Source organism: Paenibacillus sp. FSL H7-0350 (assembly GCF_038593195.1).
Taxonomy (GTDB): domain Bacteria; phylum Bacillota; class Bacilli; order Paenibacillales; family Paenibacillaceae; genus Paenibacillus_AQ.
The window spans coordinates 6,527,696-6,543,103 of the sequence record NZ_CP151972.1; the positions used below are offsets into that span (position 1 = coordinate 6,527,696).

Consider the following 15,408-nt stretch of genomic DNA (forward strand, 5'->3'; position numbering starts at 1 on the left):
CAATACGAGATTTGAGGGGGCAGTACAAGCCATGAAAGACAAATTGGAAGCACTGAAGGCTGAGGCACTGACGAAGCTGCAGGCGGTATCCGATCCGCAGATTCTGAATGACCTGCGCGTCAAATACCTTGGCAAAAAAGGCGAGCTGACAGAGGTTCTGCGCGGTATGGGCGGACTAAGCGCGGAGGAGCGTCCGGTGATCGGCCAGGTGGCCAATCTGGTGCGCAGCGCGATTGAAGAGGTGATCGGCGCCAAGCAGGAGCTGTTCCAGCAGCAGGAGACGCAGAACCGTCTCAATGCAGAGAAGGTCGATGTAACCCTGCCGGGCCGCGGCATGCCCCAGGGCGGGATTCATCCGCTCAGCCGGGTGATTCAGGAGATCGAGGATATTTTCATCGGCATGGGCTACAAGTTGGCGGAAGGACCGGAAGTGGAGACAGATTATTATAACTTCGAGGCGCTTAACCTTCCGAAGAACCATCCAGCCCGCGATATGCAAGATTCCTTCTATATTACGGAAGACATTCTGATGCGCACACAGACCTCGCCGGTTCAGATCCGCACCATGCAGGCGATGAACGGGGAGACTCCGGTCAAGGTTATCTGTCCGGGCAAGGTATTCCGCCGTGATGACGACGATGCGACCCACTCCTTCCAGTTCCATCAGATCGAAGGTCTGGTGATCGGACGCAATATCCGCATGAGCGACCTGAAGGGGACCCTGCAGCAGTTCATGAAGGAGATGTTCGGTCCTAGCGCGGGCATCCGCCTGCGCCCAAGCTTCTTCCCGTTCACCGAGCCTAGCGTTGAGGTGGATGTAAGCTGCTTCAAATGCGGCGGCGAAGGCTGCCGGCTCTGCAAGCAGAGCGGCTGGCTGGAGATTCTCGGCGCCGGTATGGTGCACCCGAATGTGCTGCGGATGGGCGGATACGATCCTGAGGTCTACAGCGGCTTCGCGTTCGGCATGGGCGCTGAACGGATTGCGATGCTGAAATACGGCATCGATGACATCCGTTACTTCTACACGAATGATATGGGTTTTGTGAAGCAGTTCAAGGGTATTTAGGGATTTGGCGGGTGTGTATGGGGCGCGAGGGACGCTTGTAAGAAAAGGTAGTGAGGTGCTGGTTTACTTTGAATCAAAGACTGTATTAGAAGGGCCGGAGGGGAATTTTGGAACTGGAGGAGCGGTAGCGACCGCCTTTAGGATTTAATTTCTACTGCAGCCAGCAGTGTAATCAGGAAATTCAATCCTAACAGCGGCCGGAAGTCCAAAACTTCTCTGGAGGTTCTGCTAGTGCAGGATGCTTCGAAGTAACCTAGGGAGCACACAGACCTTTGCTTCGACTTCTGCGTGCCCCGGCGCAGGCCGGCATGGAGATCAATACATCTGAAACAAAAAGGAAGTGTGCGATTATGAAAGTATCAACCGCCTGGCTGGCCGATTATATATCGCTGGAAGGGGTGACCGCAGATAGCTTGGCGGACAAAATCACCACCGCCGGTATCGAGATTGACGGAGTAGAACGCCGCAACAAAGGGATTTCCGGGATTGTGACCGGCTACGTGAAATCCAAAGAAAAGCACCCGGACGCCGATAAGCTGAATATCTGCATCGTCGATGCCGGGCAGGGCGAGGATCTGCAGATCGTCTGCGGAGCGAAGAATGTCGCAGCGGGCCAGAAGGTTCCGGTCGCGCTGGTGGGCGCCAAGCTGCCGGGCCTGGAGATCAAAAAAGCCAAGCTGCGCGGCGTGCTGTCGCAGGGGATGATCTGCTCGGCCAAAGAGCTGGGCCTGAACGACAAGCTGCTGCCCAAAGAGCTGCAGGAAGGCATTCTCGTGCTGCCGGAGCAGACCGAGGTGGGCCAGGATATTCTCAAGGTGCTCGGACTGAATGACGAAATCCTTGATTTCGACCTGACGCCGAACCGTTCCGACTGCCTGAGCATGATCGGTGCCGCTTATGAGGTAAGCGCGGTGCTGGGCCGTGAGCTGAAGCTGGCTGATCCGGCGGCAGAGCTCGTGGAAACGGGCGGCAAGGCAGCGGACTCCATCACGGTTACAATTGAGGACGAGGCTTTCTGCAGTCATTATGCCGTGCGTTATATTGCCGGAGTGAAGACCGCGCCGTCCCCGCTGTGGATTCAGAACCGCCTGATGGCAGCCGGGGTACGTCCGATTAACAATATCGTAGACATCACCAACTATGTGATGCTGGAATATGGACAGCCGCTGCATGCATTTGACGGCGGGCAGCTCCAGGGCGGAACCATCGGTGTACGGTTTGCCCGTGAAGGTGAAGGACTCGTTACCCTTGACGGACAAGAGCGCAAGCTGGAGCCGCAGATGCTGGTTATTGCCGATGGTTCAGGCGCAATTGGCCTGGCCGGAGTGATGGGCGGACTCTCTACAGAGGTTACCGCTGACACCGTTAATATCGTACTGGAATCAGCCAAATTCGATGGCGGAACGGTACGCAAGACCTCGCGTCAGCTTGGTCTGCGCTCGGAAGCGTCCCAGCGGTTCGAGAAGGAAGTCGATCCGAATGCGGTCATCCCTGCGCTTAACCGTGCGGCTGCACTGATTGCCCGGTATGCCGGTGGAACGGTGCATGAAGGGATTGTTCAGGCCGGCAGCGTTTTTGGTCAGGAGAAGGTGCTGCAATTATCGCTGGAGAAGCTGAACCGCTATCTCGGCACGGATCTGTCGCTGCTGGAAGTGAAAACCCTGTTCGGACGTCTGCACTTCAAGTGCGGTGATGCCGCCCAGGGAATCGTTGAGGTCCAGGTACCGACGCGGCGCGGCGATATCACCCAGGATGTGGATCTGATTGAAGAGATCGCCCGCTTGTACGGCTACGACAATATTCCGACCACCCTGATCGAAGGCACTACGACGCCGGGCGCGCTTACCAGACAGCAATCTCTGCGCCGCGAGCTGCGCCGCCTGCTCTCGCTGGGCGGATATCAGGAGGTTATGGGCTATTCCTTCATCCAGCCGGAGCAGAGCAACCTCTTCCCTATGCTGGCGGAAGGCAAGCAGTCAGTGAAGCTGGCGATGCCGATGAGCGAGGAACGGAGCGTGCTGCGTACTAGCCTGCTGCCGCAGCTGCTGGACATTGCGCTCTACAACACGAACCGCCGCCAAGGCGATCTGGCGTTGTTCGAAATCGGCAATGTGTTCTTCACGGAGGAAGAAGTACTTACCCGCCAGCCGAGCGAGCTGCCGGTGCTGGGGCTGCTGCTGAGCGGTACGCGTGCAGCCAAGCAGTGGAACGTGACTGCCGAGCCGGTGGACTTCTTCGACCTTAAGGGTGCGCTGGAGACGGTATTTGCGCATCTGGGTCTTACGGATCGCGTAGTCTATGAAGGGGACGCGCCTGAAGGCTATCATCCGGGACGCTCCGCTTCCATCTATCTGCTTCAGGCAGAGGGCCGCGTGAAGATCGGTTCGATGGGACAGCTTCATCCCGAGCTGCAGCGCCGGATGGATCTGGAGGATACCTATGTATCTGAAGTCCTGCTGCAGCCGCTCTATGATGAGGCGCGCGCTCAGCTGCAGTACAGCGAGCTTCACCGCTTCCCGGGCATGGAACGGGACATTGCGGTGGTAGTGGATGATGCAGTTCCGGCAGGCGATCTGATCACAGCGATCCGTGAGCATGGCGGCACTCTGCTGCAGAATGTGCAGGTATTCGATATCTACACAGGAGGCAAGATGGAGGCAGGCAAGAAGAGTGTTGCCCTGTCACTGTTGTACCGCCATACCGAGCATACGCTGACGGATGAAGAAGTTGTGGAAGTGCATGACAAAGTGGTCTCTGCGCTTGAACAAACTTTTGGTGCAGAATTAAGAAAATAGCAGGAATTGTGCAAAGCCGCAGCGAATCCATTTAGAAACAGAGATTCGCTGCGGCTTTTCTGTACCCATGTGAAGTGCGGAAGAACATGCAAATAAATGCAATGGACGCGTGCTTTTGCCAAAGGTCAGGAAATCACGCTACAATAGGAGCAAGAGCAAAGAAACCAACTTAGAATCCGCACACATACAAAGGAGGGCACAACTGTGGCTATGGACCGGACCCGTGTCGCCGTGGAGATATACGGAACTTCCTACAAGCTTGTCGGAAGCAGCACAGAATATATGAAACAGGTCGCCCGTCATGTCGATGAGCATATGCGTGCAATATCGAAATCACATTCCAGACTGGATACGCCGCGGATTGCGGTGCTTACAGCTGTACATATGGCAGAGCAGGCAATCCAGGTTCAGGATTTCAAGAATGAGCTGAATATGCTGACCGGTGAACGCACTGAGCTTCGCGTGGAGGTGTCACGCCTTCAGGAAGCGCAGCGTGAACAGCAGGAAGAATATGAGAAGCTGGAAGCGGCTACGAAGGAAGAGGCGGCGCGGCTGATTGCTGCCGCTGAAGAAGAACGCTCCAGGCATCTGGAGCAGCAGGAGCAGGAGAGGCAGCTGCATGCCCAGCTGCTGGAGGAAGAGAAGCAGGCGGCGGCCGCAGCCCGTGAGCACCTGGTGCAGGAGCTGAAGGTGCGCGAGGATGAGCTTAAGGCGCTGCGTGAGGGTCATGAAGCAGAGCAGGCTGTAAGCCGTGAGGCAGCGCGTCAGAAGCTGGAAGCCGCAGAAGCCATACGGCTGCAGCAGCTGGAAGAGATGAAGTCTGCCCATCAGCAGGAACTGGAGCAGCTGAGAGAGACACTGATCCGCGAGAAGACAGAGACGTTGTCTGCTCTGGAACAGGAACTGCATGAGACGCGGGATACGATGGGCAGCGAGATCGTGGAGATCCGCTCCACGCTTAGCAAGGAGCTGGCTGATACCAAGGCTGCGCTTACGAGTGAGCTTACCGTGGAACGGGAAGCGCTTGAGAAGGAGCTGGCCAAGAACAAGGAGCTGCGGCAGTCCCAGGGGACGCAGGAGCACCGGCACAAGCAGCAGCTTCAGGAGCTGGAGAAGCAGCTTGGTGAGCTGCGCGGCGGAACCGGGCAGCTCCAGTCCCGGCTGCGGGCGGCAGAGGCCGGGCTGAAGGGCGAACGCGATGCGCGGCTGACGCTGCTGGCGCAGTACGAAGCTGTGCTGAAGCGGGAGGAGCAGCTCGGAGAGGAGCTTAAGCTTGCCGCTGAGCAAGGAGAGCAGCAGAGTGCGGCGCTGGAGGAAGTGCGCAAGCAGGCTGCGGCTTCGCAGAGCGAGGCGGAAGCGCTCCGCAGCAAGCTGCGGGACGCAGAGGACAAGCTAAGCGTTGCGCTGGAAGAGCTGCACACGGCGAACGAGCTGGGCACCCTGCTGAACGAAGAGGTGGAAGGGCTGCGCCAGCAGGTTGCAGCTGCGCAGAGCGAGGCGCAAACGCTCCGCAGCGAACTGCGGGACGCAGAGGGCAAGCTAAGCGCTGCGCTGGAAGAGCTGCACACGGCGAGCGAGTTGGGCAACCTGCTAAACGAAGAGTTGGATGAGCTGCGTAAGCAGGTTGCGGCATCGCAGAGCGAGGCGGTAGAGATCCGCAGCGAACTGCGGGATCTAGAGGGCAAGCTAAGCGAAGCGCAGGAGGAGTTGCACACGGCTAAGGAGCTGGGCAATCTGCTGAACGATGAGCTGGGAGGGCTGCGCCAGCGTTATGAGCTGACGCAGGAAGAAGCGGCAGCACTGCGTACATCGCTGCAGGAGACAGCAGATCAGCTCAGCCGGACACAGGTCGAATTCGACCGTACGGCAGAGGAAGCGGCGTCCTGGCAGGAGCGTGCGAACAAGCATATGGAGGATATCAGCGAGCTGGAGATGAACCTTCTGGAAGAAGGGGAGAAGTCGGTAGCCTTGCAGCGCGAAGTGGAGACTCTTCGCGGACAGGCAGACGGCATGGTTCAGCAGCTTGATCAAGAGGCGCGGCTTCGTGCCGAAGCGGAGCAGGAGCTTGCCGTTCAGCAGGAGGCGGCACAGGCAGCCCGCAAGGAACTGGCTGCGCTGCGCGGCCGTTACGAGGAGCTGATCGCCCAGTACGACGAGATTCTGCAGGACGGGGAGCAGCTGAAGGAACGCTGCGAGCTGCTGGAAGCCGAAGGCGAGGAAGCTGCGCGGCGTCTGGAAGAGCTGTATGAGGCAGGCCGTGAAGCTGCGGCTACGGCGATGGAGCAGCAGGAAGCACTCCGCGAGACCCGGGAGTATGAAGCTACCTGGAAGCAGAAATATGAGGAGCTTCTGCAGCGTGAGCAGCAATGGAACGAGCAGGAAGCACAGCTGCGCGAGGAGATTGAGATCTGGCAGCAGGAGGCTGGGGAAGCCGAGGCTCAGGCGGAATCAGTCAGCCGCTCGCGCACCGAAGCAGAGCAGCGGCTGGATGAGATCGGCGAGAGCTATGAGATGGTCCAAGGCCAGCTGCGGCTGGTACAGGCCCAGTTCGAGCTGCAGCAGGGAGAGCTGGAGAAGCTGTCCCAGGAGCATCGCAGCCTGCAGGCGGAATATGCCAAGCTACAGAGTGAATATAATGAATGGATTCAACTGATCGAACAGGATAGTTGAATGGCGGATGCATCACAGGAAGAGCTGTTGTAAGCAGGAATGCTTAGAACGGCTTTTTCTGCTGTGCAGGGACGGGGGACGGATTCATCCTTAGTGGGACTGCAAGGGAGGGCTGCTGTTCTAAAGTTGGCTGGAGTGAAGTAATGGATAGAAGTAATTTCAAATGGAAGGAAAGTTGGCGATGGGAAGGGTTGAGTGGAGAAGATAGCTAGGCTACCATCTTGCACAAATCCTGCACTAAATACAACATTCGTACCTCTGAAGCAGCTAATTGCGGGAAATCCTGCCTAGAATGCAACATCTCAATGCCAATGACCCCTCCACCAGTAACATTCCTGCAAAATGTGCAACATTCGGCGTTCTTAAGCTGCAATCCGTTAGAAATCCTGCAAAATGTGCAACACTTGACGATAACAGCTCATGATGAAGAGCACAAGTGCCCCTGAATCCGCCAGAAGTTAGTTAAATGAGCAAATGAAGAGAACAAGAGCTTTTGACATAATAAGTATTGCAACCGGTTACAACCCGGGGTAGGATGTTGGTTGAGGTGAACGGGATGGATAAAAAATGGGTCAGCGGCGCTGGGGTTGTTGTGCTTTTTATATTGTTGTCATATTTGTTTACAGGCTTCGCGCGTCATTCTGCCCGGATGGGCAATATCGTTAAGGAATTAAGCGGCCAGCCCAGTCAGGACAAGCCCGGATATCATATTGTGCTGATCGAGCAGGAGCGGTACCACCCGTACTGGGAGATGGTCGAGAAGGGGGCGGCGGAGGCCGCAGCGAAATACGGGATAGAGATCGAATTCACGGGACCGGTGCGCAACAACATGGAGGAGCAGATCAGCCTGCTGGAAAAAGCGATTGCCGCTAAGGCGGATGCGATCATCGTGCAGGGGCTCAACGACGAGAAGTTCACGCCGGTGATTGATAAGGCGGTGAACCGGGGGATTCCGGTGATCACGATTGACACGGATGCTCCAGCCAGCCGGAGACTGGCCTATGTGGGGACCGACAATGTAGCTGCTGGTGAGACGCTGGGGCGCATGGTAGTGAAGACGACTGGCGGAAAAGGCAAAATCGGCGTCATCATCGGCAGCGAGCTGGCCAAGAACCAGCTTCAGCGTCTGGACGGCCTGAAGAATATCGTAAAGGACTACAGCGGCATGGAGATTGTCGATGTCCGCAGCTCCAACATCTCGCATATGGAGGCAATCCAGCAGGCGGCAGATATGCTACGCTATCATCCGGAGATCGATGTGATGGTCGGCACCAGTTCAACGGACGCGCTCGGTGTTCTGCAGGCATCGAGAAGCCTGAAGCGTGGTCCGCTGACCATTATCGGCTTCGATAACCAGGCGGAGACGCTGGATGCCATCAGCCGGGGAGCAATCACAGCGACTGTTGCACAGCAGCCCTACCTGATGGGGAATATGGCGGTCCGGCTGCTCCATGAGTATTTTAATGGTGCCCATCTGCAGCCCCGGTACTACACAGGAGTGAAGGTACTGGATAAGACCAATGTGCAGGAGGGGGAGAGCCTATGAGTATCCGATTGAAGCTGCTGATCTGCATTCCGCTGCTGGTGCTGCTGATGAGCTCGGTCTCCTTCGTACTGTTCCAGAGCGGGAAGAATGTGCAGGAGAGCTACCATCTGATGATGAACCGGATCATGCTGTATAAGGAGGTATCCTATGAGGTCGGCGAGAATATGCGCTCCTTGAACCGCTTCATTATGCAGGTGGATACGGACAGCTTCCCGGAGGTAGAAAAGCATCTGGGCGCGGTGCTGGAGCTGCGCAGCAGGCTGGACGGAATGAATACCATCGGGGGCAGCGGCCTTCCGCTGATGAACTACAGCCACCTTATTGATACTTTTGTGGAGCAGGCGGGTCAGATGATTACGGAGATTGACGGACAGGATGCGAATTCGCTGGCAGGTGCCTATATCGGAGCGGAGCAGACGCAGCGGTTCATCCGCGAGGAGGCTCAGGAGCTGGTTGATCTGGAGCTGGACCAATATAAGCCGATCTACGCGGAGATCATGTCCACGACAGCGAAGCTGAACCGGATGGGCAGTCTGCTGGTGATTACTGCGGCGCTGCTTAGTATCTGTATGGCGGTCTGGCTGTCCAGCAGCATTACCGGACCGATCCGCCGCCTGGTGGCAACGGCCAAGCAGATCTCGAAGGGACGGATGGATACCAAGGCGCCGGAGAGCGTCAATAACGATGAGATCAGCATACTGTGCCGCGCTTTTAACGGAATGATCGATAATATCCAGGAGCTGATGAAGGAGAATATCAAGAGTGCGGAGAAGGACCGGCTGGTCAAGGAGCTGGAGCTGAGGATGCTGCAGAGCCAGATCAATCCGCATTTCCTGTTCAACACACTGAATTCTATCGCCAAGCTTGCGTATCTGGAAGGGGCGGCGAGAACCAGCGATCTGACCGTGTCGGTCTCGCGTATGCTCCGCTATAATCTGCAAAAGCTGGACCAGGCCGTTCCGCTACGCGAGGAGGTCGAGCATGTGAATGAGTATATCAACATCCAGCGGGCCCGCTTCCGGGACCGGATTGCTTTTGAGATGGAGATTGATGAGGAGGCGATGGACGGGATGGTGCCGTGTCTGACGCTGCAGCCGATCTTCGAGAATGCCTTCGTTCATGGTCTTGAGCAGATGGAGGAGGGGGCTATACTTACGCTATCGATCCGTTACCGCAGCGGGCAGGTGGAGATTGTGATCAGTGATAACGGGGCGGGCATGAACCGCGAGACGGTAGCCCGGCTGATGGGCTCGACTCAGCAGGAGGCGCCGCATTCCAGCGGGAAGGGCCAGTCTACCGGGCTTGGGACACATAATGTTTTTAAAAGACTGCATTTATTCTTCGACGGCCAGCAGCTCATCGAGATCAACAGCAGTGAAGGGCAGGGGACGGCGGTGCTGTTCCGGCTGCCCTTCCGGACCTCGGCCTAGAGGCACTCACCTGAAGTGAAGGGGGAAAAGATAACGATGTACAAGCTGCTGATCGCAGATGATGAAGCACTGGAGCGGGAGGGGCTGGAGCTGATGATCCGGCATCTGATCCCGGACACTTTCGAATTCCTGCATGCCGGGAACGGGCGGAAGGCGATTCAGCTGGCGGAGGAGCACCGGCCGGATATGATTTTCATGGATATTAAGATGCCCGGTATTCAGGGGCTGGAGGCGGTGCGGCAGATTCGGGAGAAGCTTCCGGCGGCGCAGATTGTGATGATTACGGCGCATGACTACTTTGCATATGCCAAGGAGGGGTTGCTGCTGGGGGTGCGCGACTATCTGCTGAAGCCGGCCCGGAGGGAAGAGGTTGCGGAGGTGCTGAGGAAGCTGATGGTGGTCATCGAGGAGGAGCGGCGGCGCAGGAATGAGCAGCTGGAGCTGCAAGAGAAGCTGGCCCATCTGCTGCCGCTGGCCGAGAATGAGCTGACCCTGATGCTGATGCTGGAGCATGTTCAGGATCTGGAGCCAGAGCAGCTGGCCGGGCTGCTGGAGCTGCACTTCAGCAAGGGCTACGCGATGGTCCTGTCTTTCCCCCGGCACGGGGAGAGCGGCTGGGAGACGTTCCGGCAGTCCAAGCGGGAGATCTATGAAGCAATCAAGCAGTTTGCCAAAACAGGACTGGGCTGCCTCGCCGGACCGCTGGCCGGGCATCAGCTGGCGCTGTTCATTCCCTTGCCGCCGGGGAGGACCGGATATTCCCAGCGTGTCAGCTCGCTGGACTGGGGAGAGCGGCTCCGCACCTATGCCGTGGAGCGCTTCGGCCTGCCCCTTGGCATCGGCATCGGCTCGATCCGCGAGGGCTGGGACGGACTTAGCCGTTCTTACCGCGAAGCTGTACGGGTATGTGCGGATCACCAGCACTCGTTCGGTGTGCATCATTACGATGATATAATCCAGAGCTCGGGGCAGACGGCGGTTTCTCTGGATGAAGAGAAGAAGCTGCTTACCGCCCTGCTCCAGCGCAGCAAGCAGGAGGCCGTCCAGCGCTTCAGCCTGCTGTATGACTCCTTCGAGCAGGTAGGGGAGCAGCCGCTGTCTGCCGTGCGGGGGGAGGTAACCGGCCTGCTGCTGTTCCTGGCCAGAGGCGTTCACTCCACGGCCGGTACGGAGCTGCTGGCTTCGCTGAACGCAGCGGAAGATCCGCGCACTCTGCGGTTAAGCGCGGAGTCCTGGCTGGAGCGGCTGATCGATGGCCTGGAGGAGGAGCAGGAGCATCACCGGTCCCATGTGCATCAGCGGGCGCTGCTCTATATCAGCCAGATGTATAAAGAGGATATCTCCATGGAACAGACGGCCGAATACGTGAACCTGAGCCCGCATTATTTCAGCAAATTGTTCCGTCAGCATGAGGGGGAGACCTTCATTGACTACATCACTCGGCTGCGGATCAATGAAGCGAAACGCCTGATCGCTGAGGAACAGCTGAACCTGAAGGAAATCTGCTATGAAGTAGGCTATAAGGACCCGAATTATTTCAGCCGGGTCTTCAAGAAGGCTGCGGGGATGACGCCAAGCGAATTCCGCCAGCAGCAGGAGAAATCGGGTCCTTGCTGAGTGAGCAAGGACTTTTTTGTGCTGTTGCCCCGGATTATCCTATGAAAGCCGGGTCGGAGAATTACATTACAGCAGGCAAGACCAAGAATGCGGGTGGATGACAAATAAGTGCAGGGAATCGCTGCTCCCGGGTCGGTTTTTCCATGCTACACTTTTTTTGTAAGCGCAATCAAATAAAGGGCTGACGAAAAGGGGCGTAGCAATCGTGAGAAAATACGGAAGAATAGTTTCCCTCGGGGTGGCGGCGATGGTGCTGGCTGCATCGATGGCGGGCTGCGGTGTGGTCTCAAGCGGTGACAACGAGAAGAAGGAATCTGCGGGAGCGGCCAAGGACGGGGACAAAATTGTCATCGGCATGTCCATGGATACCTTGAAGGAGGAGCGCTGGCAGAAGGACCGGGATATTTTCACAGCAAAAGTGCAGGAGCTTGGCGGTGAAGTGAAGGTGCTTGCCGCGAACGGGGATGATGCTACCCAGCTAAGCCAGGCGGAGCAACTGATCTCCCAGGGTGTGGATGTGCTCGTGGTTATTGCCCATAATGCGGAGGCTACGGCTCCCATCGTGGATAAGGCACATAAGGAAGGCATCAAGGTCATTGCTTATGACCGGCTGATTAACAATTCCGAGGTGGATTATTATATCTCCTTCGATAATGTGCGTGTTGGTGAATTCCAGGCTCAGGCGGTTATCGACAAGGCTCCTAAGGGCAATATCGTCTACATCGGCGGCGCGGATACCGATAACAATGCCCACATGTTCAAGGAAGGCGCGATGAATATTCTGAAGCCGCTGGCAGACAAGGGCGATATCAAAATCGTCTACGACCAGTTCTCCAAGGACTGGAAGCCCGAGGAAGCGCTGAAGAATATGGAGAATGCGCTGACCGCGAACAATAACGATGTACAGGGCGTGGTAGCTGCGAATGACGGGACAGCAGGCGGCTCAATCCAGGCGCTGACGGCGCAGGGCATGGCGGGCAAAATTCCGGTATCCGGCCAGGATGCGGACCTTGCCGCGGTACAGCGTATAGCCGAAGGCACACAGCTAATGACGGTCTACAAGCCGATCAATGCGATTGCCACGAAGGCGGCGGAAATGGCGGTGGCGGCTGCCAAGGGCGAGAGCATTTCGACAGATAAGACTGTTAACAACGGTAAAATTGATGTTCCATCCGTGCTGCTTGATCCGATTGCCGTCAATAAAGATAACCTGGATGTGCTGATCAAAGACGGCTTCCACAAGCTGGAGGATGTGTACAAGAACGTTCCCAAGGACCAGTGGCCGAAACAATAAGGGCAGCCTGTACGGCAAGCAGATGCGGCGCCAGTGGCGAACCCGCATCTGCTTGCTGCTTGAGGGCCGGAAGGAGGAACGGCAGGCATGGATGTACTTGAAATGGTAGAGATCAGCAAGAGCTTCCCCGGTGTGAAGGCGCTGGACCATGTGAACTTCAAGGTGAAGCAAGGGGAGATTCACGCCTTATGCGGGGAGAACGGCGCGGGCAAATCCACGCTGATGAAGGTGCTGAGCGGACTGTATCCGGCGGGGACATATGAAGGTGAAATCCGCATCGGTGGCGAAAAGAAGGCGTTCCACAAAATAACGGACGCGGAGCAGGCCGGTATTGCGATCATTCATCAGGAGCTGGCGCTTGTGAAGGAGATGACGGTCGGCGAGAATATTTTCCTGGGGGCAGAGCCGGTGAAGCGCGGGGCGATCCAATGGAATGAACTGTACCATCAGGCTTCGCTGTGGCTGAAGAAGGTGGGGCTGAACCTGTCGCCGGATACGAAGATCGGCAATCTGGGCATCGGCCAGCAGCAGCTCGTGGAGATCGCCAAGGCGCTCTCCAAGCATACCCGGATTCTTATTCTGGATGAACCGACAGCAGCACTGACCGAGAGCGAGGTGTCCATCCTGATGGGCATTCTGAACCAGCTGCGGAGCGAAGGAGTGACTTGTGTCTATATCTCCCACAAAATGCCCGAGGTGTTCGCGCTGGCCGATTCGATTACCGTGCTGCGTGATGGGCGGACGGTGGCAACCCTGAACCGTCAGGAGACGAACGACGATCATGTGGTCTCGCTGATGGTCGGCCGTGAGCTGACGGAGCGTTATCCGCGCGTCCAGCATTCACCCGGAGACAAGGTGCTTGAGGTCGCAGACTACAATGTCTGGCACCCGGAGAAGCCTCAGCAGAAGGTGCTCCGGGATATTGGATTCACGCTCCGTCAAGGCGAGATTCTTGGCATTGCCGGGCTGATGGGGGCTGGGCGGACAGAGCTGGTCAGCAGCCTGTTCGGCGCGTATGGCGGAAGAAGCGAAGGCACGGTGCTGATCGAAGGCAAGGCGGTCAAGATCCGTTCAGTTGCCGAAGCGATCAAGGCCGGGATTGCTCTGGTCACGGAAGACCGCAAGCGCCAGGGGTTGGTGATGGGGATGGATGTCAAGCGCAATACGACGCTGGCCACACTCGGCAAGGTCTCAAGGTTCGGAGTGATCAATGAGAATGAGGAGATCAAGTGGTCCGAGCAGTACGTGAAGGATCTGAAGACGAAGACAGCTTCGCTGGAGACACTCGTCGGCACACTCTCCGGGGGCAACCAGCAGAAGGTGGTTGTCGGCAAATGGCTGATGAGTGACCCCAAGATTCTGATTATGGACGAACCCACCCGGGGCATCGATGTCGGGGCGAAGTACGAAATCTATAACCTGATGAACAAGCTGGTAGAACAGGGAGTAGCCATTATTATGATCTCCTCTGAGCTGCCCGAAGTACTGGGGATGAGCGACCGGATTCTGGTAATGTGCGAAGGACAACTGGTACGGGAATATGATTGGCGCGAAGCAACGCAGGAGAATATTATGCTGGCCGCCACAGGAGGCAGATAGAGATGCAGCTGCAAAAAGAGCTTAAGGAACCTGAAGCGGTTCCGGCCGCCGGAGGATCGCGAATGCGTACCCTGTTCGGCAAAATGGATATGCGTGCCTATACGATGATTGGCGCATTGATTCTGATTTGGGTCCTGTTCGGCGTGCTGAATCCTACCTTCCTGACCTCGCGGAACCTGTCCAATCTGTTCACGCAGATGTCGGTGACCTCTATACTCGCCATTGGCATGGTGCTGGTTATCGTGGCGGGCCATATCGATCTGTCCGTCGGCTCCATCGTCGGCTTGACCGGCGGGATGGCGGCAATACTCAGCAATTGGCTGGAGCTTCCCGCGATTGTAGTGATTCTGGGCACGGTGGCCGCCGGTGCGGTGCTGGGTCTGGTGCAGGGCTGGCTGGTCGCCTATAAAATGATCCCCGCCTTCATCGTCACCCTCGGCGGAATGATGGTGTTCCGCGGGGTGCTGATGGGCGTGACCGAATCGATGACCATTCCGGTATCGGATCCGGTGCTGGCGCTGCTCGGCAATGCTTATTTTGCCTCCGGCTTCGGAATCATACTTGGCGTACTCGCAGTGGCCCTGCTGCTGTATAGCGCGTTCACGAAGCGGCGCTCCCGCAAGAAATACGGGTTCACCGTCGCCCCCCTCGGCATGGATATCGCGAAGGTAACCGGACTGTCCCTGCTGGTGGTAGTTTTCGTGGCCTTGATGAACAATTACAAAGGCATTCCGTTCCCGATCATCTTCGTCATTGTGCTGGCAACTATTTTCTACTTCCTGTCCACCAAGACGACCTTCGGCCGCCATATCTACGCCATCGGCGGCAATATTGAGGCTGCGCGGCTCTCGGGCATCAACATCAAGCGCAAGACGATGCTGGTCTTCATCCTCAGCGGCCTGCTCGGCTCCATCGCCGCGATCGTGCTGACCTCCCGCCTGGCCTCGGCGACCATTACCGCAGGCAATATGGCCGAGATGGACGCCATTGCCGCCTGTGTCATCGGCGGAACCTCGCTGATGGGCGGAGCCGGAACGGTCATCGGTGCTCTGATCGGAGCACTGGTCATGACCTCGCTCGATAACGGCATGTCGCTGATGGGACTGGAGTCGTTCTGGCAGTATGTGGTCAAAGGCTCGATCCTGGTCATTGCCGTCTGGCTGGATATTTCAGGCCGCAGCAAGGGTGTGAAGTAGGAAGGGGCTGTAGCAGCCGCTTAAGCATACAGAGCAAATAAGCCGGCAGGGATGTTGTCCCTTCCGGTTTGTTTGTTGTAGTAAGAAACTATACCATGCAACTGCGAAAAACCGAACATAATATACCAGTGCGCAGGTGAAAGAGCCCAGTGCAGGCCAAACGAGCCAATGAGGTGCACTAGTGCCCCTGAATTC

At 57.1% G+C, this 15,408-nt stretch carries 9 protein-coding genes; all 9 read left to right on the top strand.

Annotation, left to right across the window (positions count from 1 at the left end; translation table 11 throughout):
• Positions 1-31: 31 nt before the first annotated feature.
• The 9 genes from pheS (at position 32) to NYE24_RS29325 (ending at position 15,213) form a co-directional block, all read left to right on the top strand.
• A complete protein-coding gene (gene pheS / locus NYE24_RS29285) occupies positions 32-1,066 on the top strand; it encodes a phenylalanine--tRNA ligase subunit alpha (protein ID WP_342477274.1) in 1,035 nt (344 codons plus the stop codon).
• A 350-nt stretch (positions 1,067-1,416) separates the two neighbouring features.
• Positions 1,417-3,861, top strand: a complete 2,445-nt coding sequence (pheT, locus tag NYE24_RS29290) for a phenylalanine--tRNA ligase subunit beta (RefSeq protein ID WP_342477275.1) — start codon at positions 1,417-1,419, stop codon at positions 3,859-3,861.
• Between the two features lie 204 nt (positions 3,862-4,065).
• On the top strand, positions 4,066-6,531 hold the full coding sequence (locus NYE24_RS29295) for a hypothetical protein (RefSeq protein WP_342477276.1): 2,466 nt from the start codon (positions 4,066-4,068) through the stop codon (positions 6,529-6,531).
• Between the two features lie 556 nt (positions 6,532-7,087).
• Positions 7,088-8,077 carry a sugar-binding protein gene (locus NYE24_RS29300; RefSeq protein WP_342477277.1) on the top strand — a complete coding sequence of 330 codons (990 nt, stop codon included), beginning with the start codon at positions 7,088-7,090 and terminating at the stop codon, positions 8,075-8,077.
• Positions 8,074-9,507: a sensor histidine kinase gene (locus NYE24_RS29305; RefSeq protein WP_342477278.1), complete on the top strand. Its 1,434-nt coding sequence runs from the start codon at positions 8,074-8,076 to the stop codon at positions 9,505-9,507. Before NYE24_RS29300 ends, NYE24_RS29305 begins: the two co-directional genes overlap by 4 nt.
• A 36-nt stretch (positions 9,508-9,543) precedes the next feature.
• Positions 9,544-11,124, top strand: coding sequence for a helix-turn-helix domain-containing protein (locus NYE24_RS29310; RefSeq protein WP_342477279.1), 1,581 nt, complete (start codon positions 9,544-9,546; stop codon positions 11,122-11,124).
• A gap of 265 nt (positions 11,125-11,389) precedes the next feature.
• On the top strand, positions 11,390-12,418 hold the full coding sequence (gene xylF, locus NYE24_RS29315) for a D-xylose ABC transporter substrate-binding protein (protein WP_235218475.1): 1,029 nt from the start codon (positions 11,390-11,392) through the stop codon (positions 12,416-12,418).
• Between the two features lie 87 nt (positions 12,419-12,505).
• Complete coding sequence (locus NYE24_RS29320) at positions 12,506-14,017, top strand: xylose ABC transporter ATP-binding protein (protein ID WP_342477281.1); 1,512 nt, start codon at positions 12,506-12,508, stop codon at positions 14,015-14,017.
• A 62-nt stretch (positions 14,018-14,079) separates the two neighbouring features.
• Positions 14,080-15,213 carry a sugar ABC transporter permease gene (locus NYE24_RS29325; RefSeq protein ID WP_305954391.1) on the top strand — a complete coding sequence of 378 codons (1,134 nt, stop codon included), beginning with the start codon at positions 14,080-14,082 and terminating at the stop codon, positions 15,211-15,213.
• The last annotated feature ends 195 nt before the right edge of the window (positions 15,214-15,408 follow it).